19 protein-coding genes are annotated in these 24,032 nt (G+C 66.5%); 5 read left to right on the top strand and 14 right to left on the bottom strand.

Annotated elements, in window-relative coordinates:
* Positions 1 to 495: 495 nt before the first annotated feature.
* The 5 genes from ASD71_RS22375 to ASD71_RS22395 form a co-directional block, all read right to left on the bottom strand.
* On the bottom strand, positions 496 to 2,931 hold the full coding sequence (locus ASD71_RS22375; protein WP_200949466.1) for a TonB-dependent receptor: 2,436 nt from the start codon (positions 2,929 to 2,931) through the stop codon (positions 496 to 498).
* A 70-nt stretch (positions 2,932 to 3,001) separates the two neighbouring features.
* Positions 3,002 to 4,054, bottom strand: a complete 1,053-nt coding sequence (locus ASD71_RS22380; protein ID WP_056570573.1) for a FecR family protein — start codon at positions 4,052 to 4,054, stop codon at positions 3,002 to 3,004.
* Between the two features lie 8 nt (positions 4,055 to 4,062).
* Positions 4,063 to 4,584 carry a sigma-70 family RNA polymerase sigma factor gene (locus ASD71_RS22385; RefSeq protein WP_056569908.1) on the bottom strand — a complete coding sequence of 174 codons (522 nt, stop codon included), beginning with the start codon at positions 4,582 to 4,584 and terminating at the stop codon, positions 4,063 to 4,065.
* 158 nt (positions 4,585 to 4,742) lie between these two features.
* Positions 4,743 to 5,459: a GntR family transcriptional regulator gene (locus ASD71_RS22390; protein ID WP_056569910.1), complete on the bottom strand. Its 717-nt coding sequence runs from the start codon at positions 5,457 to 5,459 to the stop codon at positions 4,743 to 4,745.
* A 14-nt stretch (positions 5,460 to 5,473) separates the two neighbouring features.
* Positions 5,474 to 7,249 (bottom strand): IlvD/Edd family dehydratase, encoded by a 1,776-nt coding sequence (locus tag ASD71_RS22395; RefSeq protein ID WP_056569911.1) that lies wholly within the window; start codon positions 7,247 to 7,249, stop codon positions 5,474 to 5,476.
* A gap of 220 nt (positions 7,250 to 7,469) precedes the next feature.
* Here ASD71_RS22395 and ASD71_RS22400 point away from each other — a divergent pair, with 220 nt between their 5' ends.
* Both ASD71_RS22400 and pdeR read left to right on the top strand, forming a co-directional pair.
* The gene (locus ASD71_RS22400) at positions 7,470 to 8,465 is read left to right on the top strand and encodes a tripartite tricarboxylate transporter substrate binding protein (RefSeq protein ID WP_056569913.1); all 996 of its coding nucleotides are present in this window, start codon (positions 7,470 to 7,472) and stop codon (positions 8,463 to 8,465) included.
* Positions 8,466 to 8,753: 288 nt separating this feature from the next.
* Positions 8,754 to 10,751 carry a cyclic di-GMP phosphodiesterase gene (gene pdeR / locus ASD71_RS22405; protein ID WP_056569914.1) on the top strand — a complete coding sequence of 666 codons (1,998 nt, stop codon included), beginning with the start codon at positions 8,754 to 8,756 and terminating at the stop codon, positions 10,749 to 10,751.
* 24 nt (positions 10,752 to 10,775) lie between these two features.
* Here pdeR and ASD71_RS22410 read toward each other — a convergent pair whose 3' ends face one another.
* Positions 10,776 to 11,660, bottom strand: coding sequence for a crotonase/enoyl-CoA hydratase family protein (locus ASD71_RS22410; protein ID WP_056569915.1), 885 nt, complete (start codon positions 11,658 to 11,660; stop codon positions 10,776 to 10,778).
* A 322-nt stretch (positions 11,661 to 11,982) separates the two neighbouring features.
* Positions 11,983 to 12,726: an SDR family oxidoreductase gene (locus tag ASD71_RS22415; protein ID WP_056569916.1), complete on the bottom strand. Its 744-nt coding sequence runs from the start codon at positions 12,724 to 12,726 to the stop codon at positions 11,983 to 11,985.
* A 129-nt stretch (positions 12,727 to 12,855) separates the two neighbouring features.
* On the opposite strand from ASD71_RS22415, the gene ASD71_RS22420 reads away from it, so the two are divergent.
* Positions 12,856 to 13,767: a LysR family transcriptional regulator gene (locus ASD71_RS22420; RefSeq protein WP_056569918.1), complete on the top strand. Its 912-nt coding sequence runs from the start codon at positions 12,856 to 12,858 to the stop codon at positions 13,765 to 13,767.
* Here ASD71_RS22420 and ASD71_RS22425 read toward each other — a convergent pair.
* From ASD71_RS22425 to ASD71_RS22455, 7 genes are all read right to left on the bottom strand, one after another.
* Entirely contained in the window at positions 13,746 to 15,140 is a 1,395-nt protein-coding gene (locus ASD71_RS22425; RefSeq protein ID WP_056569919.1) for a GntP family permease, read from the bottom strand. The genes ASD71_RS22420 and ASD71_RS22425 overlap by 22 nt on opposite strands.
* A gap of 298 nt (positions 15,141 to 15,438) precedes the next feature.
* Positions 15,439 to 15,876, bottom strand: coding sequence for an NUDIX hydrolase (locus ASD71_RS22430; RefSeq protein ID WP_056569920.1), 438 nt, complete (start codon positions 15,874 to 15,876; stop codon positions 15,439 to 15,441).
* Between the two features lie 49 nt (positions 15,877 to 15,925).
* On the bottom strand, positions 15,926 to 17,137 hold the full coding sequence (locus tag ASD71_RS22435; protein ID WP_056569921.1) for a hypothetical protein: 1,212 nt from the start codon (positions 17,135 to 17,137) through the stop codon (positions 15,926 to 15,928).
* A gap of 70 nt (positions 17,138 to 17,207) precedes the next feature.
* A complete protein-coding gene (locus tag ASD71_RS22440) occupies positions 17,208 to 18,434 on the bottom strand; it encodes an ABC transporter substrate-binding protein (protein ID WP_369819000.1) in 1,227 nt (408 codons plus the stop codon).
* A 170-nt stretch (positions 18,435 to 18,604) separates the two neighbouring features.
* Entirely contained in the window at positions 18,605 to 19,348 is a 744-nt protein-coding gene (locus ASD71_RS22445) for a GntR family transcriptional regulator (RefSeq protein WP_056569923.1), read from the bottom strand.
* Between the two features lie 14 nt (positions 19,349 to 19,362).
* Positions 19,363 to 20,967 (bottom strand): AMP-binding protein, encoded by a 1,605-nt coding sequence (locus ASD71_RS22450; protein WP_056569924.1) that lies wholly within the window; start codon positions 20,965 to 20,967, stop codon positions 19,363 to 19,365.
* Positions 20,968 to 20,970: 3 nt separating this feature from the next.
* On the bottom strand, positions 20,971 to 22,011 hold the full coding sequence (locus tag ASD71_RS22455; RefSeq protein WP_056569926.1) for a cyclase family protein: 1,041 nt from the start codon (positions 22,009 to 22,011) through the stop codon (positions 20,971 to 20,973).
* Positions 22,012 to 22,114: 103 nt separating this feature from the next.
* Here ASD71_RS22455 and ASD71_RS22460 point away from each other — a divergent pair, with 103 nt between their 5' ends.
* Together ASD71_RS22460 and ASD71_RS22465 are read left to right on the top strand one after the other, a co-directional pair.
* Complete coding sequence (locus tag ASD71_RS22460) at positions 22,115 to 23,107, top strand: tripartite tricarboxylate transporter substrate binding protein (protein WP_056569928.1); 993 nt, start codon at positions 22,115 to 22,117, stop codon at positions 23,105 to 23,107.
* Positions 23,104 to 23,826 (top strand): SDR family oxidoreductase, encoded by a 723-nt coding sequence (locus tag ASD71_RS22465; protein ID WP_056569930.1) that lies wholly within the window; start codon positions 23,104 to 23,106, stop codon positions 23,824 to 23,826. The genes ASD71_RS22460 and ASD71_RS22465 overlap by 4 nt, the downstream gene beginning before the upstream one ends.
* The last annotated feature ends 206 nt before the right edge of the window (positions 23,827 to 24,032 follow it).

Below are 24,032 nucleotides of genomic sequence, written 5' to 3' on the forward strand. Positions count from 1 at the left end.
TTTGCACTTCCTGCGACTGCGCCCGGCGAAATCTAAGACTCTGCTGATATTCAAAGTTAGGCCGGTGTGACGTAATGGCGGCGCATTGCATGCGCGTCCATTGCGATCCTCTGATCGCGGCGGACGCTTTCTTCATGGGCGGACCCGGACGCGTATCGGCGGGTGGGATGGGTCTGTCGCTGCGGGGAGCACGTCATTCCTATCACCCCGTGACCATGGTGAATTGCCTTGGTACAGCATTTCCATGCGTCTCGCGCCCGAAGTGAAGGGGCCTGCTGACATGGATCTCGAGTCCAGGACAGCACCGTGACGCGCGAACACGTAAGCGAACTATCGGGCTTCTAGAAGTACATCCGCTTTGTGGGTGGGTACGTTGGCTAACCTGTCGATGCCACCCGCTGCTCTCCCGCAGGCAATAAAAAAGCCGGCCCCTACGCAAGGGCCGGCTCCAGCATGTTGGCGACCTACGCGTCGCTCAACGAACGCCAGTCACCCTCAAAAATCAATCTGCGCCGACAACAGGAACGTACGCGGCGCGGCAACCGTCGCGTACGAGCCGCTTGCCAGCCAGAAGTCCTTGTTGAAGAGATTCTCGATGTTCGCGCGGAACACCACGGCGCGGCCCAGAATCTCGGTGTTGTAACGCGCCCCGATGTCGTAGCGCGTCCACGAGGGCAGGCTCACGGTGTTGGCCGCGTTGAAGTACATCGACGACGTGTGGATCACGCGGGCGTTCAGGCTCAGGCCGTGAACCCACGGCGTGTCCCAGTCCACACCCAGGTTGAAGGTGTTCTTCGGCACGCCGTTGGCGTCATTGCCGTCGTTCACACCGCCTGCGGTTTGCTTGAGCGTGGCGTCGTAGAACGTGGCGCTGGCCATCATGCGCAGGCCCGGCATGGCTTCGCCGAAGGCTGCCAGTTCCAGGCCGCGGTTGCGCTGTTCGCCGTCGAAGCTGTAGATCCGCGTGTCGGGATCGGTCATCGAGTTGGGACGCGTGATCTGGAACACCGAGGCGCTGGTGATGATTTTGCCCCAGTCGACCTTGACGCCCGCTTCATACTGCTTGGACTTGTACGGCGCGAAGACCTGGCCGGCGTTGGCCGCGGTCGCGGGCGCGATGCCGCCGCGCGTCAGGCCGGACGTGAAGTTGCCGTACAGCGAGACGTTGGAGATCGGCTTGAACACGATGCCGGCGACGGGCGAGATCGCGCTTTCGTCGTACGAGCCGGTGCGCGCGCCGGTGGCGGTGGAGTAGTTGTCGAGGGCGACGCGCTGGTTGCGCATGCCGCCGGTGATCAGCAGGGTGTCGCCGGCGAAGGACAGGGTGTCGGTCAGCGTGTAGCTGGTCAGCTCGGTCTTGGATGCCTTTTGCGGCGCGCCGCGGTCGGCGGTGACCGGCGGCAGCGGGGCGGGACGGAAGATGCTGGACGGGACGCCGGGACCGGAGGACGTGACGTAGGCGTTACCGGACTCCTGGTCCAGACGCGTGGCCGACAGGTTCACGGTGTGGCCGATGCCCCAGGTGTCGAAGCGGGCGCGCAGGCCGACGTCGCCGGTCCACGTACGCGAGTACGAGTCGTAGTAGGCGTTCGACACCGTGAAATTGCCCAGCGCGTCGGCCGGACCCGACGGGAAGGTCTGCTCGGCGGTGCCGTAGCGGTAGCCGGTGGCGCCGTAGACCATCAGATGGTCGTTGATGTCGTACTCGAGGCGGGTGGCCACGGTCGAATCGTTCAGCTTGAGTTCGGTGCCCGGGTAGAAATTGCGGTGGCCCGAGGGCGGCGAGGGCAGCGACGTCACGTTCGACTGAAAGCCGATCTGCGGGCGGAAGTTGTCGATGTTCTCGTGCTGGGTGTAGGCGTCCAGCGACCAGCGCAGCTTGGCGCCGCGATAGTCCAGCGCCAGCGCGCCAACGCCTTGTTCCTGCCTGCCGTCGTCAATGTTGGTGTCGCCGTTGCTGTAGACGCCGTTGACGCGGATGCCCCATTCGTTGTTGTCGCCAAAGCGCCGGCCCATGTCGAGCTGGCCGCCCAGTTGCGACTTGCTCTGGTAGGTGGTCGTCAGGCGCGTGAGGGGCTCGTCGCCGGCGCGCTTGGTGACGATGTTGATGCCGCCGCCGATGCTGCCGTTGGGGCCGATGCCGTTCATCAGCGTGCCGGGGCCCTTCAGGACTTCGACGCGCTCCATCATGGCGGCGGGCATGCGGCTGGCGGACGCCAGGCCGTACAGGCCGTTCAAGCCGACGTCGCCCGCGGCCACGGAGTAGCCGCGAATCTGGAACTCGTCGGAAAAGCCGCCGCTGGAGGTGGTGGTGCGCACCGAGGATTCGCTGATGACGATGTCGGCCAGCGTGCGTGCTTGCTGATTCTCGATCATCTGCGAGGTGTAGTTGGTGGTGCTGAACGGCACGTCCATGACGTCGCCCGTACCCAGCACGCCCAAGCCGCCGCCGCGCGCCACCTGGCCGCCCGCGAAGGGCGCGGGCAGGTTGGGATCGGCGGCGGAGGCGGTAACCGTCACGGCGGGCAGGTTCGTGGTGGCGATGCCCGCGCCGGCGGGGCGGTCCAGCACGTAGCTGCCGTTCGACTGCGGCAGCACGCGGATGCCGGTGCCGGCCAGGAGGGCTTCCAGTCCGCCGCGCACGGCGTACGTGCCGCGCAGCCCGTTGCTTTGCAGGCCGGCCGTCACTTCGGGCCGGAACGACAGCACGATGCCGGCTTCACGTCCGTAGCGGCCCAGCGCGTCCTCGAGCGTTCCCGCGGGGATGTCGAAGCTGCGGGTGGCTGCGGCCTGCGCGTGGGCGGCGGTGGGGATGGCCAGCGCGGGCGCCGCGAGCAGCGTGGCGGTGGCGATGCGGCCCGCCAGGCGCGCCGTGGCCGCGCGTCGCAGGAAACGGGAGGACTGGCGCTTGGGCGCCCGGACGTGATTCATGAACTGGCCTTTCAGAGAGGTGAGGTTGCTGTGTGCTCACCTGCCTTGACCCGCCAGATCGCAAAACGGATCAACTATTTTGTAACGGCGGTGTGGGGCGTGCCGCGCCAGGGCCGGCGATGAGATGCAGACGGCGTCCGCGCCAGAGCCGCGTCTCGGTTTCGACGCGGATATCCAGCGTGGCGCTGAGCGCGGCCAGCACCTTGTCGACATTACTGACGGGAAACGAGCCGGACAGCCTCAGGTCCGACACGGCAGGGTCGCAGCTGATCGTGTCACGGCTATAGCGGCCCAGCTCGGCGACAAAGTCGGCCAGGCGCATGCTGCGCGCGACGATGAAGCCGTCCTTCCAGGCGACCTGGTTTTCCTCGGCGGCGGCGGGCTGCGCGACACGGCTCGCCGAGTAGTTGGCGCGCAATCCCGCCTGCAACGTCAGTGCGTGTTCGGCGTCGTTGCGCGGCCGGATCTGGACCGCGCCCTGGAACACGCTGACCTCCGTCGAGCCATCCAGCAGCCGCACGGCGTACTCGGTGCCCAAGGCGCGGGCGGTGCCGTGGGCGGTCTCGACGCAGAAAGGGCGGTTCGGCCCGCTCGATTCATGGGCGGTCGTGATCAGGATCTCGCCCGCGAGGAGCGTCACGCGCCGGTGTTCGGCGGTGTAGCGCACGTCGATAGCGCTATCCGTGTTCAACACCACGCGGGTGCCATCCGGCAGCGAAAGGTTGCGGCGTTCGCCGACGGCGGTGCGATGGTCTGATGTCCAGGTGCGCCACGGCGTGATCTGGCTGACGCCCCAGGCCGCGCCGCTCGCAATGGCCAGGGCGCTCATGGTTTTCAGTGCGCGGCGGCGCTGGGCGGAGGCGGGCGCGGCCAGCGTTGCCTGCGCGATGGCCGCGTTGGCGGGTCCGGCGAGCGGCCGCAGCGTGCCCTGCACGGATTCGATGCGCAGCCACGCGCGCTCGTGGTCCGGGTGCGCGGCGCGCCATGAGGCCCATTCACGCACCGTTTCGGGTGCGACGGGGTCGTCCTGCAATTCCACCAGCCATTCCAGCGCGCGTTGCGCAACGGCGGGCGGCAGGGTGGAGGCGTCGCGCGTGTTGCCGTACCAGGACGAGGCGGACATGCGCCGGGTCATCCGGTAAAGGAAAGATCGGCAAAGCAGCAGCGCTGCAAGGCCTTGACGAGGTAGCGCTTGACGGTGGGGACCGAGATGCCCAGCGCGTCGGCGACCTGGACATGCGTGTGCCCCTCCAGTTGGGACAGCAGAAAGGCCTGCCGCACGATGGCGGGCAGGCCGTCCAGCAGGCGGTCCAGCTCCAGCAAGGTTTCCAGCACGATGGCCCGGTCCTCGGGCGACCAGTGCACGGCTTGCGGCGCCTGGGCCAGCGCGTCGAGATACGCGCGCTCCAGCTTCTCGCGGCGCCAGTGGTTGGACACCAGGTGCTGCGCCACGGTGGTCAGAAACGCGCGCGGTTCCGTGAGCGTGGCGGGAATGCGTTCGCTGCTCAGGAGACGAATGAAGGTGTCGTGCGCCAGGTCTTCGGCCTGATCCGCGTTGCCCAGGCGTCGGCGCAACCAGCCCCTGAGCCAGGAGTGGTGGTCGCTATAAAGCGTTTCGATGGAGGAGGGGAAGGCGCATCCCGGCGTACTCAAGATCCAACCTTTTGGTCAAGCCGCCGGCGCCTCGCAGTCGGAGGCGGGACAACTGCACATGCGAATTTCTGGAAATAGTAATTGTTATTATTACCGATTCCGGGCAGGGCTTGTCAAATTGTTGCCGGTTGCGGGGAACCGGGCGTTGCCGTTAAACGTCAGAGCGGCGCGGCAGGGACCAGATAGGCGCCCTGGGTTTGCGCATACGCCTGTTGCGAGGCCAGATAGGCATCGCGCGACGGGATCAGGTGATCTCGGCACACCGCCATCAGCGCGTCGCGGTCGCCATCGCGCAGCGCCTGGATCATCGTCCAGTGTTCCTGGCGGGCGCGTTCGCGATGGCCGGCCGTCACCAGTGAACCGAAGCGGATCGGGTGGGTGCGGCGCGCGTACTCTTCGATGGCCTGTCCCAGCACCGCGTTGTCCAGAAGGCCCACGAATTCTCGATGAAAGCGCTGGTTGCTGCGGAACACGCGGCGCGCGTCGCCGGCGGCGACGGCGGCGTCGTGCTCGCGCTGCACCGCCACCAGCGCGGCCAGCCGCGCCTCGGACACGGGCAGCGGCATCTGGCGGGCGGCGTGCACTTCCAGCACTTCACGCAAGGCATACAGTTCCATTACCTCGCGCACGGAAAACGCGCGCACCACCGCACCGATGTTGCGCTTTTTCTCGACCACGCCCAGCAATTCCAGGTCGACCAGCACCTGGCGCACCGCGTGCCGCTTCATGCCAAAGCGCGCCATCAGCTCGTCCTCGGTCAGGCGTTCGCGCGGATGTAGCCGGCCGAAGACGATGTCCTCTTCCAGCGTGGCCACCGCTGCCTGGACGGCGTCGGGGGCGGGTTCCTGCAAAGCGGCGGGCGTGATGGCGTTCATGGCGAGCGTTGGGGTTACTTCTTGGGGACCGTGTCGTTCGTGACGCCGGCGCGCAGGAAGTCGAAGTCGACGCCCTGGTCGGCCTGCGTCACGGACTGCAGGAACAGCTTGCGGTAGCCGCGGTCGGCGGTGGGGCGGGTGATGGGCTTGGCGGCGGTGCGGCGCGCCAGCTCGGCGTCGTCGACCAGCAGCGCGATCTCGCGCCGGGCGACCGACAGGCGGATGCGGTCGCCGTTCTGCACGTAGGCCAGCGGGCCGCCGATGGCGGATTCGGGCGTGACGTGCAGCACGATGGTGCCGGCCGCGGTGCCGCTCATGCGGCCGTCCGAGATCCGGACCATGTCCTTGACGCCCGCGCGCGCCAGCTTCTTGGGAATGGGCATGTAGCCGGCTTCGGGCATGCCGGGCGCGCCGGTGGGGCCGATGCGCTTGAGCACCAGGATGTCGTCGGCCGTCACGTCCAGCGCGTCGTCGTCGATGCGGCGCGCCATGTCTTCGGCGTCCTCGAACACCACGGCACGGCCTTCGTGCTCCATCAGCTTGGGGTTGGCTGCCGATTGCTTGATGATGGCGCCGCCGGGCGCGAGGTTGCCGCGCAGCACGGCCAGGCCGCCGACCGGATAGATCGGCGCGTCTGCCGTTCGGATGACGTCCTGCTTGAAGGGCGGCGGAGCGTCGTCCAGTTCTTCGCGCAGCGTGCGGCCGGACACGGTGAGGACGTCCAGATGCAGGAACGGGCGCAGCTCGCGCAGCAGCGCCGGCATGCCGCCCGCGTCGTGAAAGTCTTCCATATAGTGTTGGCCAGACGGCTTCAGGTCGACGAGCACGGGCGTCTCGCGGCTGATGCGGTCCAGGCCGGCCAGGTCGATGTCGATGCCCAGGCGGCCGGCGATGGCGGTCAGGTGGACGATGCCGTTGGTCGACCCGCCGATGGCGAGCAGCACGCGCAGGGCGTTTTCGATGGACTTGCCGTTCAGGATGCGGTCCGGGGTCAGGCGCGAGGCCGCCATGGCGACGGCCGTGGCGCCGGTATGTTCGGCCACGCGGACGCGGTCGGCGGTGACGGCCGGGGCGGACGCGCCGCCCGACACCATCATGCCCAAGGCCTCGGTGATGCAGGCCATGGTGCTGGCCGTTCCCATGACGGAACAGGTGCCCACGCTGGCGACAAGCTGGTTGTTCACATCGGCGATCTCGACGGCGTCGATCTCTTCGGCGCGGTAGCGGCCCCAGTAGCGGCGGCAGTCCGTGCAGGCGCCCACGCGTTCGCCGCGGTGCGAGCCGGTCAGCATCGAGCCGGTGACGAGCTGGATGGCGGGCACGCCGGCGGAGGCGGCGCCCATCAGCTGCGCGGGCACGGTCTTGTCGCAGCCGCCGATCAGCACGACGGCGTCCATCGGCTGCGCGCGGATCATTTCCTCGGTGTCCATGGACATGAGGTTGCGCAGATACATGCTGGTGGGCTGCGAGAAGCTCTCGTGCACCGAGATGGTGGGAAAGTCCATGGGCAGGCCGCCGGCCAGCATGACGCCGCGCTTGACGGCCTCGATGAGCTGCGGCGCGTTGCCGTGGCAGGGGTTATAGCTGCTGCCGGTGTTGACGATACCGATGATGGGACGCGCCAGCGCGTCGTCCGACAGACCGGCGCCCTTGATGAAGGCCTTGCGCAGGAACAGCGAAAAACCCTTGTCGCCGTAATTGGTCAGCCCGCGGGCGACACCTTGCGCGGTGGCGCTGTCGCTGTCAAAGGGGCCCTTGCCGGGCTTGCCGCCCTTGGTCTCGTCCGTCATTTTCAGTCCCGATAATATTATTGATAATCCAGGTTCGACATCATATCCAGCCCTTCAGGCGGCCTGCAAGCGGTTTATGGCGGTGCGGCTATTGATCTGAATTGAAGATCAGTCGATAGAAAAATACCGATTCTTCAATCAAGAGCGGACCCCTACACTGGCGCCGTTGACGAACCGGGCGTCCGATCATTCCTATACCCATCCCGGCTGGAGAGACCACATGTCAGACCTGCGTCTGCGGCCGCGCCGCGCCGTGCTGTTTTCCCTGCTGGCCGTATGCGCCGGTATTGCTGCCCCGGCGTACTCGGCCGACGCCTATCCCGACAAGCCCATCCGCATGATCGTGCCTTACCCGCCCGGCGGCGCCACCGACGTGATCGGCCGCGTGCTTGCGCAGGAATTGACGGGCGCGCTGGGCCAGACCGTGGTCGTGGAAAACCGCGCGGGCGCTGCCGGCAACATCGGTGCGGACCAGGTAGCCAAGGCCCAACCCGACGGCTACACGCTGCTGATGGGCGCGCTGACCAGCCACTCCATCAACGCCGCGCTGTACCGCGGCCGCGTCACCTATGACGTGGAAAAGAGCTTCGCGCCGGTCGCCATCGTGGGCACGGTGCCCCTGGTGTTCGTGGTGAACCCGTCGGTGCCGGCCAAGACGCTGCCCGAATTCATCGCGCTGGCCAAGTCCAAGCCGGGCTACGTGACCATGGCGTCTGCCGGCAACGGCTCGCCCCAGCATCTGGCCGGCGAAATGTTCAAGCGCACCGCGGGCGCCGACATCCTGCACGTGCCCTACAAGGGCAGCGGCCCCGCGATGACCGACCTGATGGGCGGCCAGGTGCTCAGCATGATCGAGACGGTGCCTGCCGCGCAGGGCAACATCAAGGCGGGCAAGCTGCGCGCGCTGGCGGTGACCTCGCCGCAACGCGTCGATGCGCTGCCAGACGTGCCCACCGCCGCCGAAGCCGGCCTGAAGGACTTCGAGGTCAGCTCGATGTTCGGCATCGTGGCCCCGGCCAACACGCCGGCGCCGGTCATCGACCGCCTGAATGCCGAGCTCAAGAAGATTCTGGCCAAGCCCGAGGTCAAGGCGTCGCTCTTGAACCAGGGCGCGATCGCCACGTGGACGACGCCCGCGGACGCCAGCGCACGCGTGTCTGCCGAAGTCGCACGCTGGACCAAGGTGATCGACGAGGCGGGCGTGAAGGGCGAATAAGCCGCTTCTGCCGGCGCGCCGCGCCCCATTCCGCCAAACGCCGGAAATCCGCCACGGATTTTCGGCGTTCTCTTTTTTGCGGGTACTGAAAGGAACCGAAATAATCGCTTCCGCCAATTTGTGCACTGCTCTGGGAAAGCCGCTGTATTTCACAGAATTGCATAACGCCACTGAACGGCCGCGCAATAAACCGCAATAAAGAGATCTCCGGCACCGAAAAGGTGGTTGACCCCAAATTCAGTAGACCGTAATGTGTTTCGCGGGCCTTAGGACGGCGGGGGGATACCAATGACTGAGAACCAGGACGAAAAGTCGATCCTGCACACGCATTTCGGTACGCAGAGCCCATATTGGCGGTTGTCCGCCGATAGCGATGCGATTGAACTCGCCGCAGTCAAGGGCGCGACCAATATCGCCATGGCCTTGCGCCCGGATCAGGCCGAAGCCGTGCGCAGCCTGACGGGCATCACGTCCAGCGTGCGGATCGATATCATGCTGTATGGCGATCTGCTGCATCTGCACCTGGTCGGCCGCAAGATCAATCCCAACGAATGGGCTGGCACCGCATCGGCCCACACCGATACCGAATCCGTCGCAAAGGACCTCGTCGAAGGCCTGTCGTTTGCCGAAACGGTGGTGTCCGAAGCGAATTCGGTCATCGTGATCGTCGACCAGAACGGGCGCGTGCAGCGCTTCAACAAGCTCAGCGAGGAATATACCGGCAAGCGCGAGCAGGACATCGTGGGCCGCAGCGTCTTCGAGATGTTCATGACGCGCGAAGAGGCCATTGCCTCGCGGCGCAATATCGCCGAGTTCTACAAGCGCGGGCAGTCGTACGAGGTCGAGCGCACGATCAACACGGTCAAGGGCCCGCGCCTGTTCCTGTTCCGCAATAAGTTCGTCACCAGCGGCAGCGGCGAAAAGCGGGTCTACCTGATCTGCTCGGGCACGGACATCACCGAAGAACGCCAGGCGCAGGAGCGTCTGCGGGTACTGGCCAATACCGACATGCTGACCAACCTGCCCAACCGCCACGCGATCACGTCGCGGTTGAAGGCGGCGCTGGCGGCGGGCCGGGAAGGGCGGGGCGGCGTGCTGTTCCTGGACCTGGACAACTTCAAGCGCATCAACGATCACTACGGCCACGGCTTTGGCGACCGGCTGTTGAAAGCAGTGGCGGTGGCCATTTCGACCTGCCTGTCCGAAGGCCAGACGCTGGCGCGCCTGGGCGGCGATGAATTCATCGTGCTGCAGGAAGAGGCGCAGGCCTGGCAGCTTGAGGCGACGGCGCAGCGCATCATCGACCGGCTGCGCGAACCCTTCCGCCAAGGCCTCATCGAGGTCTACACCAGTTGCTCCATCGGCATCGCGATGTACCCCGACCACGGCGCAGACCTGGACAGCGTGGTGCGCAGCGCGGATATCGCCATGTATGTGGCCAAGGAGGCGGGCCGCCATACGTACCGCGTGTTCCAGCCCGATATGGACCGCCGCAACGCGGACTATGTCTGGCTGGACACGAACCTTCGCAAGGCGCTGGCCGAGAACCACCTGATGCTGTACTACCAGCCCAAGCTGGTCGGCCGCACGGGCGAGGTCGACGGCGTGGAAGCGCTGGTGCGCTGGCGTTCACCCGAGCGCGGCATGGTGGGCCCCGATACTTTCATCCCGTATGCCGAGGAATCGGGCCTCATCTCGCCGCTGGGTGTCTGGGTGATGCGCGAAGCCGCACGGCAGGCCGCGGCCTGGAAGCGCGAGGGCCTGAATCTGCGCATCGCGATCAACATGTCGGCCCGCCAGCTAGACGACAAGGGCGTGGTCAGCGAGTTCATGCGGGCCATCAGCGACGCGAACCTCAACCCCTGCCTGGTCGACATCGAGCTCACGGAAAGCTGCCTGATCGACGATGAAGACGCCGCCATCGAACTCATCAAGCAGTTCCGGCAATTGGGGGCGCACGTGCATCTGGATGATTTCGGCACGGGCTATTCGTCGCTGTCGCAGCTGGCGCGCATTCCGCTGGACGCGATCAAGCTTGACGCCAGCTTCGTGAGGGGCGTCAACGAGAATCCGGTCTCGCAGGCGCTTGCGCGCGCCATCGTCGCCGTGGCGCGCACGCTTGAACTTCAGGTGATCGCCGAGGGCGTGGAAACCCAGGAAGAAACCGTCTTCCTGGATACGCTGGGCGTGGACGCCAAGCAGGGTTACCTGTACGCCAAGCCCATGCCCGCGGAAGAGCTCACCGCCTGGCTGGCGCAGCGCCGCCGACTGCATCTCATTGCGTGACGCAACCGGCGGCTTGCCGCCGGATCAGTGCATGGTGGCCACTTCGGTGGCCTCCGAACTGCTCGCCGTGCGGCGGTTCTGCGCCATCACCAGCCGCTCCATGTAGGCACGGTCCTTCGGATCAATGGAGAAGGCGGCCTCGACCCAGTCCTCGGTGATGTCCATCAGCTCGGCGCGGGGCAGGGCCAGCACGCGCTGGCGGGCGCGCAGCATGGCGCGCATGCCGTTCAGCTTCGGCCGCATCACGTCGATGAAGGTGCGCGTGGCCTTGAAGGCCTCGCCCGGCTCGAACAGCACGTCCACCAGACCGCGGCCGTGGTACCACTCGGCCGTGTGCGATTCGCCGGTGCTGATCAGTTCCTCGGCCAGTTTCATGCCCGAGCGGCGCGCGACGAGCGAATAGCCGCCCATGCCGGGGAACAGGTTGAACGCCATTTCAGGGAAGCCCATGCGCGCATTGTTCTGCGCGAGCACGAAGTGGTGGGCCAGCGCGGCCTCGAAGCCGCCGCCCAGCGCGGTGCCTTCGATCATGGCGAGCGAAATGGCGCCGGTATCAAAACCGCGCGTGGCGGCGTGCACGCAGTCGACGCAAGCGCGTGCATAGGCCCGCAGCGCTTCGCGCTTGCCGGTGCGGATGGCCTCGGCAAAAAAGTTCAGGTCGCCGCCGACGTTGTAGATCTGCGGCACCAGCGAGCCCGTGACCCAGAAGTCGATGGGCAGGCCGGAGTCCTTGGCGGCGCGCGCCAGGGTCATGATCTCGTCGATGAGTTCATGGTTAAAGCACGGGCGCGGTTGCGCGCGCAGCATCATCCACATGACACGGCGACCTTCCTCGTAATACGCGGAGATCTGCTTCAGATTGCCTGCGGCGGTAAAGGGGTGGCAGTCCGGATGAATGAGTTGATTCATTGCTTTCGTCCAATCGATCAAGGTGAGTCGGAGTACTGCCGGGTCAGGCTAAACCACGGCTTACGGACTCCGTCTCATGCAAACCTCGTCCAACTGGCCAGACTTTTCTGTAAATCAAAGTCCCGAGCGCGCGAACTGAAAATTTGAAAACCGGAGATGACGCCTCGGCCCATCGGTCGAGGCGTGCATGGGTAATACGGATGAGGACATCAGCAAATATGCGGCATTCAGCGGCGTGAAAGAAAAGCCCGGCCGAAGGGCCGGGCTCGTGCGTTGGGATGAGTGCGCGCCTTCAGGAGGCCTCGGCGCACGCAAAAAATTTTCAGGCCACGCCGCCGTTTGCGCGCACGATCTGCCCGTTTACCCACCCGCTGTCGGGTCCCGCCAGGAACGAGACGATGCCCGCGATGTCATCCGGTTGGCCCAGGCGTTCCAGCGGCGGCATTTTGGCGTAGTGCTCGATCAGTTCGGGGCTCTTGCCCTTGAAGAACAGCTCGGTGGCGACGGGGCCGGGGGCGACCGCGTTGACGGTGATGCGGCGTCCGCGCAGTTCCTTGGCGAAGACCTGCGTCAGGCTTTCGACGGCGGCCTTGCTGGCGATGTAGACCGAGTAGCCGGGCAGGTTGAGAGCGACGGTGGTGCTGGACACGTTGATGATGCTGCCCCCATCGGTCATTCGGGCGGCGGCCTCGCGCAGGGTGTTGAAGGTGCCGCGGGTGTTGATGTCGAACGTCCGGTCGTACAGGTCGTCGCTGGTTTCGGCCAGCGGCTGTACCTGCAGCACGCCTGCGCTGTTGACCAGCACATCGATCCGGCCGAACTCGGCCTGCACGGCATCGAACATCGCGCGCACGTCATCGGGCTTGGCGACATCGGCGCGCACGGCCAGGGCGCGTCCACCAGCTTGGCGGACCTCGCCGGCCAGCGCGTCGGCTTCTGCCGCGCTGGAAGCGTAGTTGATGGCGACGGCAAAGCCGTCATTTGCCAGGCGGCGCACGATGGCGGCGCCGATGCCGCGCGAGCCGCCGGTGACAAGGGCAACGCGCGGGGAAGCTTGGTCGTTCATGGGTTCTCTCCTTTGATGGGTGGGGTGTGAGGAATGATCGACTATTCCGATCCAAAGATAATTACCCAAGATTTGCTAAGATAATTTCATTTGCGTTAACAATTGCGATAACGATAACTGGCCAAGGGCATGGATCGATTTCAGGAAATGCAGGTGTTCGTGCGCATTGCCGAACGGGGCAGTTTCACCAAGGCGTCGGACGACCTGCGCATTCCGCGCGCCACGGTCACCAACTTGATCAAGCGCATGGAGGCCCGATTGGGCGCGCGCCTGCTCGACCGCACCACGCGGCAGGTCCGGCTGACGCACGACGGCGAGGCCCACTACCAGCGTTGCGTGCGGTTGCTGGCGGACCTGGAGGAGGCAGACGGCGCTTTTCTTGATAAAGCGCCCAAGGGCCTGTTGCGGGTCAATGCGCAGGGCACGCTGGCCCGCTTCTTCGTGATGCCCGGCCTGCCGGATTTCCTGCAGCGCTATCCCGACATCGCGCTGCATTTGGGCGAGGACGACCGGTTGGTGGATCTGGTGCGCGAAGGCGTGGACTGCGTGCTGCGCGCTGGCGTGCCGCAAGACTCCACGCTGGCCGGGCGGGTGATCGCGCAGATGCCGCAGGTGACGGTCGCCAGTCCCGCCTATCTGGCCCGCCACGGGATGCCGGACAGCGTGCAGGCGCTGGAACATCATCTGGCCGTGGATTACGTGTCCAGCGCGACGGGCCGCGCCGTACCGCTGGATTTTTTGGTCGACGGGCGCGTTGTGCAGGTGCGCCCGCGTGCCGTCGTCAGCGTGAGCGGCGCGGAACTCTATACCAGCGCGGCGCTGGCGGGCCTGGGGTTGGTGCAGGTCCCACGCTATCGCGTGGAGCGCGAACTGGCGGCGGGGCACCTGAAGATCGTGCTGCCCCACGCGCCGCCCGCGCCCATGCCGGTTTCGGTCTTGTATCCGCAGAACCGGCAGGTGCCGGCGCGGGTGCGCGTGTTCGCGCAGTGGCTGGCGGGCGTGTTTGCCGCCGCGTTCGATCAGACGATGCCGGTCAGGTAGAAAACGCCAATCACCAGGAATACCGACAACGTTGATATCAGCGTGATGGCGAAGATGTCGCCGTAGGATTGGCGGTGGGTGAGGCCGGTGACGGCCAGCAGCGTGATGACCGCGCCGTTGTGCGGCAGCGTGTCCATGCCGCCGCTCGCCATCGCGGCGACCCGGTGCAGCACCTCCATGGGGATGCCCGCCGCCAGTGCGCCGTCGATGAAGGTCTGCGACATCGCGGCCAGCGCGATGCTCATGCCGCCCGAGGCCGAGCCCGTGATGCCGGCCAGCGTCGTCACGGCGACCGCTTCGCCCACCAGCGGATCGGGAATGGCCTTCAGGGCCTGCGCGACGAGCAGAAAGCCTGGCAGCGCGGCAATAACGCCGCCAAATCCGTACTCTGCCGCGGTGTTCATCGACGCCAGCAGCGCGCCCGATACGGCGCTCTTGCTGCCTTCGGCGAAATGCGACTTGATGGCGCGGAACGAGAACAGCAGGATGGTGACGATGCCAGCGATCAGCGCGCCCATCACGGCCCACAGCGCCACCTGTTCCTCGGCGTTGACGGGCAGGGGCTTGGCCAGGCCGGGCAGGTCGACTTCGGAACCGGCCGGGTACCAGCCCGGGATCCAGCGTGTCAGCAGAAAATTCATGACGCCCACGACCACCAGCGGCAGCAACGCGATCAGCGGATGATGGTCGCGTTCGCCGGTGGGCGCCGCGGGTTCGTTGCGCAGGTCCGTGCCGTAGGTCTCGCCAGCCGCGGCGGCGCGTTTGCGGCGCCATTCCAGGTAGGTGATGCCGGCGGTCAGCGTGAACGCGGCGCCGATGAGGCCCAGCCAGGGCGCGGCCCAGGTCGTGGTCTCGAAGAACGTGGTGGGAATGATGTTCTGGATCTGCGGCGTGCCGGGCAGCGCCGTCATCGTGAAGGTGAAGGCGCCCAGCGCGATCGCGCCGGGCATCAGGCGCTTGGGGATGCCGCCCTGGCGGAACATCTCGGCGGCAAACGGGTAGACCGCGAACACCACCACGAAGAGCGACACGCCGCCATACGTCAGGACCGCGCATACCAGCACGATGGCCACGATGGCGCGCTCGGCGCCGATCAGCCGTAGCACCGCCTGCACGATGGCGCGCGAAAAGCCCGACAGTTCGATGAGCTTGCCGAACACCGCGCCCAGCAGGAAGACGGGGAAATAGAGCTTGGCGAAGCCTGCCATACGCTCCATGAAGATGCCTGAGAACACAGGCGCGAGCGCCGACGCGTCTGTCAATAGGACAGCGCCCATGGCTGCAATGGGCGCGCATAGGATGACGCTGTAGCCTCGATACGCCGCCAGCATCAGAAACGCCAGCGCCGCCACCACGATGAACAATCCGGTCATTCGGTACTCCAGGAATGAAGAGATAAGGGGTGTGGGGCTACACCTTAACTTATCGGGCGGAAAGCTTCGTGACGCAGGGGGGGGGTGGGACGGTGTCTGACACCCGGTGAAGGACGTCGTAGGTTGCCGGTCGTCTCATGCGGGTGTCAGACACCTGGAGTGGGGCTCTCAACGGTGTCTGACACCCGTTGTAGGCCGTCGCATGATGATGACCTTTCGAGCGGGTGTCTGACACCGTCGTGAGCAGACGCCATTCGCCCTTGCCGCATACTCGTCGCGATGGGGATTTGGCGAGCGCTTAGCGGGCCGCCATCAAATCCGCGGCCTTGTGCGCCAGTTGCGCCACCCCGAAGCTGGTGGCCAGCGCGTGGGCGTCCAGATCGGCCAGGGACACCCAGCGCGCGTCACGAGCGTCGTCGCCCGCGACCGGTTCGCCGGATACCCAGCGGCACAGCACCGCAATCAGGATGAAGTGGCGGCGCAGTGCGCCGGTGTCGTCGCGGTCGAAGACGTCGACGGCGTCGAAGACGTGCAGCGGCTCGGCCGTGACGCCGGTCTCCTCCAGCAGTTCGCGCGCCGCGACGTCAAAAAGGAATTCGCCCGCGTCGATCTTGCCGCCCGGAAACGCCCAGCGGTCCTGATCGGGCGGGTTGGCGCGGCGCACCAGCAGCACCTGGCCGTCGCGCACGACGGCGGCGATGGTGGCGGCGATGGGGCGTTGGGTGGGGGCGGTCATGCGGGTCTCCGGCGGCAGTCAGGCATCCCGCAAGGATACGCGGGTCCGCTCACACCTCTTCGATGCGTTGCTTCGGCGCGAACGGCGTGCCCAGATCAAGCAGCGTGTAGATGCGTTCGGTGATGCGCTGGCGCCGCGTCGGCCTGCCCATGCGCCATCGCATGTCGAGCCAGAGGAGCGGTAGTGCAAAGCACAGCCAAACCAGCAGGAACATGCCCAGGATGAACAGCGCGAGTTCCGGAAAGTCGCCCTGCAACGCCTCGGAATCCATGAACCAGGTCAGGCCAATGAGAAACAGCCATACCGCAAGCATCAACGCGCCGATGGTCTTGAGCATGGGCGCGCGCTGGTTCATGCCGACGCCGACCGGCGTGTCGCGGCTGGGATAGGCGCGGAAGCGCAGATGGCACATGTAGGCGCGTCCGTCCTCCTGATTGCGCAAGGCATACACCGCATGCGGTTCGTCCGGCGCCGGTTGGGCATTGACGGCGATCTCGACGTAATCGTTCTGCGCCAGGAACGGCTGCCAGCTTCCCAGCGATTCGTCGACCGTCATCTGAAACTGCCGGCCTTGAACGGAAAAGCGGTAATGGCCGTAGGTCGGACCCTTGTGCACATGCCGCGTTTCATGCGTGATCCCGTCGAGCTTGCCCCGGATCAGGAGCAGCGGCGGATCGCCATCCTGCGTCAGCGCGGCGGGTTCCTGCCGCAGCGGCGGGGTGGCTGGTGCGGCGTTCGTGGCCGCTGGCCTCCGGGTGGGATCGAACTGGGCCTCGCTGGCAAGGATGCGCGGCCGATCGCGGCGGTTGTGCCAGAGGACACGCAAGGCATTCGCGGCAAGCACCAGGGCCATCAACGCGATCGCGAGCGCGAACACCATCAGGAATACGCGCGGCAGCGTGGCTACCCCAGACAGCCACGCCGCGCCCAGGGCGGTCACGCCCACGGCGCTGCAGATGGCGGCCTCGCGTCCGCTGCGCCGTTGCGCGGTCTGGTAAGTGAGCGGGGCAATGGGTTTGCCCTGCGCGGGCACGGCCCAGCAAAAGTGGTTCAGGCCATGCTCGGCCTGCAGCACGCCAACGCGCACGGCGGTGCCTTTGTCGTGGAAGTCGCGCAGCAGGGCGATGTGCGATGGGTCCAGCCCGGAACCCCAGATCGTCTCCGCGCCGATCCGCAGGAAGACATCGTTTCGCCGTACCGGCGTGGCCAGCCGGAGCTGGTCAAACTTTCCCTCGATGATGCGGGCTGCGCGTTGCGGCATGTCGGAGCGGCGAAAGGCAAAGCGGCAAGGATAACGCGGCGGGCGTTACCCGCCGCGCCTGCTTGCCGCGCTACTTCTTGACCAGCGGGCAGGTTGACCGCGACAGCGGCATGAAGGCCTGATCCCCCGGCAGCGTGGCCACCAGCTTGTAGTAGTCCCACGGCCGTTTGGATTCCGACGGCTTCTTGACCTCGAACAGGTACATGTCGTGCACCATGCGGCCATCTTCGCGGATGCGGCCGTTGGTGGCGAAGAAGTCGTTGATCGGCGTGGCCTTCATCTGCTTCATGACCGCGGTCGGCTCGTCCGTGCCAGCCGCCTGCACCGCCTTCAGGTAGTGCATGACCGACGAGTACGTGCCCGCCTGGCTCATGTTGGGCATCTTCTTGAGCTTGTCGAAGTAGCGCTGCGACCAGGCGCGCGTCTGGTCATTCATGTCCCAATAAAAGGCTTCGGTCAGCGTCAGTCCGGCGGCGGCGTCCAGGCCGATGGCGTGGATGTCGTTGATGTAGAGCAGCAGGCCCGCCATCTTCTGCCCGCCCTTGGTCAACCCGAACTCGCTGGCCGCCTTGATGGCGTTGACCGTGTCGCCGCCCGCGTTGGCCAGCCCCACGACCTGCGCCTTGCTGGCCTGTGCCTGCAGCAGGTACGAGGCGAAGTCGCTGGAGCCCAGCGGGTGGCGCGAGGCGCCCAGCACCGTGCCGCCGTTGGCCTTCACGACGTCGGTGGCCGAGGCCTGCAACGTGTGGCCGAACGCGTAGTCGGCGGTCAGGAAGTACCAGCTCTTGCCGCCTTGCTCGACGGTGGCGCGCGCGGTGGTGTTGGCGAGCGACCAGGTGTCGTAGGTGTAGTGCACGGAATAGGGCGAGCACAGGTCGTTGGTGATGCGCTCGGTGCCCGGTCCGCTGAAGACGACGATCTTCTTCTTTTCCCGCGCCACCTCCAGCACGGCCAGCGCGGGCGCGGAGCCGGCGACGTCCATGATGGCGTCGACCTTCTGGATGTCATACCACTCGCGCGCCTTGGCGGCGGCGATGTCGGCCTTGTTCTGGTGGTCCACCACCAGCAGGTCCACCTTCTTGCCCAGCACGGTGCCGCCGAAGTCGGCAATCGCCATCTCGGCCGCGGTGGCGCTGCCCTTGCCGGTCACGTCGGCATAGACGCCGCTCATGTCCAGGATCAGGCCAAGCCGAACCACGTCGTCGGAAACGGCGGGGGCGGGCGCTTGCGAGTGCGCGCCGGTGGCGGCAAGAGCGGTCGCGGCGAACAATCGAACGAACGTGCTGCGGCACTGCATTGAAATCCGGGTCCTGTCGGCATGTCTCATGGTTGTCTCCCTGTATGCCGGATTCTTTTCGGATATGGCGGGCGCAATGTAGGTTTTATTTGCTGCTGCACCCTGTGTGTTCGGACGGCGGCGGTCGGTGATGGGGGCGGTGTTCTCCTTGGGCGGATTGGGCGGCGCGTTCAGCGGCTGGTGAGCAGGTCGAATTCCATCCGCACCTTGCGGAACGGAAACTCCAGCCGCGCGAAATACACCACGCGGCCGTCGATGCAGGCATAGCGGCGCAGCTCGGCCACCGGCGAAGACACGGGAATCTGCAGCGATTCCGCGGATTCCTGGCCGGCCTCGATCACATTGAGGACCTGGCGAGCCTCGGAGATGCGCGCGCCGTAGAACTGGTCCAGCACGGGGGCGACGGTGCTTTTCTGGATGCGGGCGCGGTGCTTTCTGAAGAGGCCGCTGTCCAGGAAGACCTCGCTGTAGCAGAAGGGGCCGGCGTCCGTCGTGTGAACGCGCCGCAGGTACTGGAAGCTGCCGCTGCGGTCTGCGCCGCACGGCATGCCCAGCGTATCGGGCAGGGGCGAGTCGGCGCTGGACTCCACCAGCGACACCGTGCCGAGCTGGTTGCTCAGTTCGACGGTTTCGGCCCAGGTCTTGGGAATGAGCAGCGTGGGCGTTTCGGGCAGCTCGGCGTTCACGAAGGTGCCAGAGCCGCGCGAACGCCGGATCAGGCCGTCCTCTTCCAGCAGGCCGAACGCCTGGCGGATGGTCGCGCGCGAGATGCCGTAGGTCTCCATCAGCGATTCCAGCGGCGGAATCTGCTGTCCGGGCCGCCACGTCCGGTTCTGGATGTGGCTGCGAAACAGCGCGGCGGCCTGCAGGTAAAGCGGCTGGGGACTGCGCGAAAAAAGCTTGCGGGCGGGCATGGCGGGTCGGAGGGTTATGACTCGGAAGCCGAGAGCATAGCGTCCGCCATCTCGCGCAGCCGGTGCTTCTGTATCTTGACCGAGTTGGCGCTTTCGACCGACGGAAAGGCGTCCAGCACGGTAAAGCCCGCCGGCGCCTTGAAACCGGCCATCGCCGCCTTGCACGCCGCGGTCCAGCCGGCCGGGTCGGCCTGCGCGCCTTCCTGCAGCAGCACGAAGGCGTAGGGCACGATCTTGCCGTTGCGCGTCGCGCCGACCACCTGGCAGGCGCGTATGCCGGGCAGGGTCTCGACGACCTGTTCGATCTCCACCGGATTGACCAGAAAGCCAGACAGCCGCAGCGAGTCGCCCATCCGGGTCTGGAACACGAACTGGCGGTCGGTCAGCGTGTAGCCCAGATCGCCGGTCTTGAAGTAGCCGTCGTCCGTCACGGCGGCGCGGGTGGCGTCCAGGTTGTCCAGGTAGCCCTGCATCAGGCTGGGCGACAGGATTTCGATTTCGCCGGACTGCCCGTGCGGCAGCACCTGGCCGCTCTCGGGATCGCGGGCGCGTACGCGAGCGGTGGGGTAGATGAGCGTGCCGCCGGGCTGGTGGCGGGCGGACACGTCGCCGTCGGCGGGGTCGCGGGGCTGGCCGGCTACCAGTGCGATCAGTTCGCTGGAGCCGTAAAGGCCCGTGAGCGGGACACCTGCCGCGCCGGCCAGGTCCAGCATGTTGTCCAGCGCGGGCGTGAAGCTGGCAAAGCCGAACAACTGCACGGACGCAAACCCGCCGGGCGCGGCGGCCTGCATCATGCCGACCAGCGCCTCGTTGTTGGCGTAGGTGTGGGTGACGGCGTGGCGGGCAATGGCCTGCGCCGATTGGGCGGCATCGAAGACGGGCGCGCACACGACGGGCACGCCGCGCGCCAGGCCGCCGGCCAGCGTCGCAAAACCGAAGGCGCCGCAGAACGGCGCGCTGGCCAGGACGCAGGCCCGGTCGTCATAGCCGAACGCCTGCGCGACCATCGCGCCGTGCCGCAGCAAGGTCTTTTGATCGTGCAGGACGAACTTGGGTTTGGACGTGGTGCCGGACGTGGTGAAGCACAGCACGCCGGCATTGGCTTGCGCGATGGGGGCGGGGTCGGCGCAGGCCAGCAGCGCGTCGTACCGATGCACCGGTTTACCGTGAAGCGATGCGGGAGGGAGTTCGTCGGGCCCGGCCAGCGCGACTGCGCCCTGCAACTGATCCACATCGACCGGCGCCACGCCATCCAGAATGCCCTGGAAGTCGATGCCCTTGAAATCCGGCCAGTACACCAGCCAGTCGGCGCGGCCGCGACCCAGGATGTCGGCTACCTCCACCGACCGGAAGCGCGTGTTGACGGCCAGCACCAGCGCGCCCAGGTGGGCGCACGCAAGAAAGGATTCGACCCAGGCCGCGCAATTGGGCAGCCAGACGGCAACGCGGTGGCCGGGCTGCACGCCGATGCGGGACAGGCCCGCCGCCAGCGCCAGGCTGCGCGTGCGCAGGTCTGCGAAGCTGACCGGCTGGTCGCGGTCGATCAGTGCAATGGCATCGGGCTTGCGGGCGGCCAGCGCATCCAGGTGGTCGGAGAAGGTCGAGTACGGCAAGGGCATGGCTTACACCGTGGCAATGGGCGTCACGGGCGAACCCACCGCGCCGGGCATGCGCAGCGGCGGGGCGGTCAGCAGGAACCGGCTGCGGCCGTTTGCGTGGAGCCAGTCGGCCAGGTCCTTCAGATACCACAGTTCGGCCAGCGGCACGCCCAGCTTGAAGAGGCAATGGTGGTGCAGCGGCAGGATGGAATGGCCGGGGCCGGACGTGCGTGCCGGATACGATTCCACCGCGTAGTTGTCGGCGCAGATGGCCGCGATGCCGGATCGCGTGATCCAGTCCAGCAGCGCGGGGTCGGACCCGTCCAGCACCGCGCCGGTTTCCTCCAGTTTGTGCGGATCGGGCTGGCCATTCATGGCCACGATGGCTTCCGCGAATCCGGTCCGCAGCACCAGCATGTCGCCGGGCTCGGGCACGGCGTCCTGCTCGCGCATGGCGGCTTGAAGTTGCTCATGGCCGACGATCGTGCGGCCGGGGCCGAAGGCGCGCGCCAGATCCACCAGCACGCCGCGGCCCTGCATGCCTTTTTCGGCGTAGCGGCTGACGCTGAGCTTTCGCGCATACGAGCCGCCCGGCGGGCAGCAGGCGGTTTCCGAGTTGTCCGGATCGGCGCCGCCAAACACGTCCACGCCGGCGGCGTAGCCGTTGTAGTAAACGCGGCGCGCCTGGCCGTCGCCCTGGATGTCGAACATTGCTCCCACGTGGCACAGGCCGTCCCACTGGGTGGAATATTGCATCGACAGCGTGACCTGATCGTCCGACAGCACGTCGATGGCTTCGGGCTGCACCTGCGACATCGCAAAGTTCAGATAGGGTGTGCCTTCGCGGAAGGTGGGCTTGAGGGTGGGCGCGTGGCGGCGCGGATTGAGCACGTTGCCGCCGGGCAGATCCAGCGGCAGCGACAGGCAGAAGACCTTGCCGGCGCGGACTTCGCGCACCGCCTGCAGCACCTTTTCCTCGGTCAGCAGGTTCAGGCGGCCCAGTTCGTCGTCCGGGCCGAAGTCGCCCCAGGTGGAACCTTCGGGGCGTTGCGTCCAGCGTTTCATCTGCTTGTCTCCTGTCGGTTTTTCATGTTCTTATGAATATAGTACGTATTTACGTACTTTAAAAAGAAATCCGCAATCAGCGGATTCGTTAGGAGACGAGACCATGACGCAATTGCCGCATCCGCGCGCCGGATGGCGCTTCGCCCTTGCCGCGCTGGCCGTTCTGGCGCTTCCCGCGGTCCACGCCGCTGGCTATCCCGAGCATCCCGTGACCGTGGTTGTGCCGTATCCGCCGGGCGGGGGCGCGGACCTCTTTGGCCGGGCCATCGCGAACGCGCTGCAACCGGGGCTGAAGCAGACGGTGCTGGTCGAGAACAAACCGGGCGCGGGCGGCAATATCGGCATGGCTTACGTCGCCCGGGCGAAGGCCGACGGCTACACGCTGGGGCTGGGCACGATCGGCACGCAGACGATCAACCAGTTTCTCTACGGCAACATGCCGTTCGATCCCGAGCGCGACCTCGTGCCGATCGCGCTGGTGTCCACCACGCCTAATGTCATCGCTGTCAGCGCAAAGTCGCCCTACAAGACGGTGGCGGACGTGATCAAGGCGGCCAAGCAGTCCACAGACAAGAAGCTGACCTATGCGTCGCCCGGCATCGGTTCGTCGGTGCACCTGACGGGGGCGTACTTCGAGGCGATGGCGGGGGTGACGATGCTGCACGTGCCATTCAAGGGCACGTCGGCGTCGCTGCCGGCGGTGGCGGGCGGGCAGGTGGATCTCCTGTTCGACAACCTGCCGGGCGCGCTGGCGCAGATCAAGGACGGCAATCTGGTGCGCGGGGTGGCGGTGACGTCGGCCGCGCGCGATCCGTCGGTGCCAAACCTGCCGACCGTCGCCGAGTCCGGATTGCCGGGGTTCGATGTCACCGCATGGTTTGCGCTGTATGCACCGCGCAACACGCCGGCCCCGGTCGTCGAGCAATTGATCGCCGCCGCCCGCAGCGGCTTGGCGACGCCGGCCATCGCCGCCAATTTCGCCACCATGGGCGCCAAGCCAGGCACGCTGTTCGGCAAGGATTTGGCCGCGTTCGAATCCGCCGAACGCAAGAAGTGGGGCGGACTCATCAAGGACCAGGGAATCAAGGCGCAATGAACCCACCTATCGCTCTCGTCACCGGCGCAAGCCGGGGAATCGGCCGTGCCATCGTCGCGCGGCTGATCGAAGACGGCTTTCACGTCGTCAATTTCAGCCGCACGTCGCCCGAGATACTGCTTCCGGGCGAGACTTTTCGCTCGGTGGATCTGTGCGACGCGGCGGCGACCATCGCCGCGGGTCGTGAGCTTGCCGCGCAGCAGCCGGTGCTGCATCTGGTCAACAACGCGGGGATGATCCAGGTGGCCAACCTCGAGGACATCACGCAAGAGGAACTGGCGCGGACGATGGCGCTGAACGTGACCGCGCCGATCCTGCTGATGCAGGCGCTGTTGCCGGGCATGCGGCAGGCGAAGTACGGGCGCGTGGTGAACATCGGCAGCCGGGCCGCGCTGGGCAAAGGTGGGCGGTCGGTGTATGGGGCGTCCAAGGCCGGGCTGGCGGGCATGACGCGGACCTGGGCGCTGGAACTGGCGGGCGATGGCATCACCGTGAACACCGTGGCGCCGGGGCCGGTCGCGACCGAGCTGTTCAACCAGTCCAACCCACCGGGGGCGCCGAAGACGCTGGCGCTGGAGGCGGCGATTCCCATGGGGCGGGTTGGCCGGCCGGATGAGGTCGCGCATACCGTGGCGATGTTTCTGGACCGGCGCGCGGGGTTTGTGACGGGGCAGGTGCTTTATGTTTGCGGGGGGATGTCGGTGGGGTTGGTGGGGTAGGTTGGAGTGCTGGTGCTGGTGCTGGTGCTGGTGGAGGATTGGGTTCTTTAGGCGCCCGGTGTGGCGTGGGCCTGGGGCGAGTGGGGTTCTTTAGGTTCTTGCATGCACTTGTGTGGGAGAGAAGCGTCTTGCGGTGCCCGCCCACGGGCGGCCGCGCGGGCGGCCTTCGTGGGCTTACGCGGCGTCTTGCGTCGTGGTGATGACGC

Origin of the sequence: Achromobacter sp. Root565, assembly GCF_001427425.1 — a bacterium.
GTDB classification, from domain to species: domain Bacteria; phylum Pseudomonadota; class Gammaproteobacteria; order Burkholderiales; family Burkholderiaceae_B; genus Achromobacter; species Achromobacter spanius_D.

Excerpts from the sequence above, each read along its gene's own strand:
- ASD71_RS22425 (WP_056569919.1), bottom strand. The coding sequence starts at position 15,140 with ATGACCGGATTGTTCATCGTGGTGGCGGCGCTGGCGTTTCTGATGCTG.
- ASD71_RS22380 (WP_056570573.1), bottom strand. The coding sequence starts at position 4,054 with ATGTCCGCCTCGTCCTGGTACGGCAACACGCGCGACGCCTCCACCCTG.
- ASD71_RS22395 (WP_056569911.1), bottom strand. The coding sequence starts at position 7,249 with ATGACGGACGAGACCAAGGGCGGCAAGCCCGGCAAGGGCCCCTTTGAC.
- ASD71_RS22450 (WP_056569924.1), bottom strand. The coding sequence starts at position 20,967 with ATGCCCTTGCCGTACTCGACCTTCTCCGACCACCTGGATGCGCTGGCC.
- ASD71_RS22440 (WP_369819000.1), bottom strand. The coding sequence starts at position 18,434 with ATGCAGTGCCGCAGCACGTTCGTTCGATTGTTCGCCGCGACCGCTCTT.
- pdeR (WP_056569914.1), top strand. The coding sequence starts at position 8,754 with ATGACTGAGAACCAGGACGAAAAGTCGATCCTGCACACGCATTTCGGT.
- ASD71_RS22430 (WP_056569920.1), bottom strand. The coding sequence starts at position 15,876 with ATGACCGCCCCCACCCAACGCCCCATCGCCGCCACCATCGCCGCCGTC.
- ASD71_RS22400 (WP_056569913.1), top strand. The coding sequence starts at position 7,470 with ATGTCAGACCTGCGTCTGCGGCCGCGCCGCGCCGTGCTGTTTTCCCTG.
- ASD71_RS22465 (WP_056569930.1), top strand. The coding sequence starts at position 23,104 with ATGAACCCACCTATCGCTCTCGTCACCGGCGCAAGCCGGGGAATCGGC.
- ASD71_RS22445 (WP_056569923.1), bottom strand. The coding sequence starts at position 19,348 with ATGCCCGCCCGCAAGCTTTTTTCGCGCAGTCCCCAGCCGCTTTACCTG.
- ASD71_RS22390 (WP_056569910.1), bottom strand. The coding sequence starts at position 5,459 with ATGAACGCCATCACGCCCGCCGCTTTGCAGGAACCCGCCCCCGACGCC.
- ASD71_RS22435 (WP_056569921.1), bottom strand. The coding sequence starts at position 17,137 with ATGCCGCAACGCGCAGCCCGCATCATCGAGGGAAAGTTTGACCAGCTC.
- ASD71_RS22420 (WP_056569918.1), top strand. The coding sequence starts at position 12,856 with ATGGATCGATTTCAGGAAATGCAGGTGTTCGTGCGCATTGCCGAACGG.
- ASD71_RS22460 (WP_056569928.1), top strand. The coding sequence starts at position 22,115 with ATGACGCAATTGCCGCATCCGCGCGCCGGATGGCGCTTCGCCCTTGCC.
- ASD71_RS22410 (WP_056569915.1), bottom strand. The coding sequence starts at position 11,660 with ATGAATCAACTCATTCATCCGGACTGCCACCCCTTTACCGCCGCAGGC.
- ASD71_RS22455 (WP_056569926.1), bottom strand. The coding sequence starts at position 22,011 with ATGAAACGCTGGACGCAACGCCCCGAAGGTTCCACCTGGGGCGACTTC.
- ASD71_RS22375 (WP_200949466.1), bottom strand. The coding sequence starts at position 2,931 with ATGAATCACGTCCGGGCGCCCAAGCGCCAGTCCTCCCGTTTCCTGCGA.
- ASD71_RS22415 (WP_056569916.1), bottom strand. The coding sequence starts at position 12,726 with ATGAACGACCAAGCTTCCCCGCGCGTTGCCCTTGTCACCGGCGGCTCG.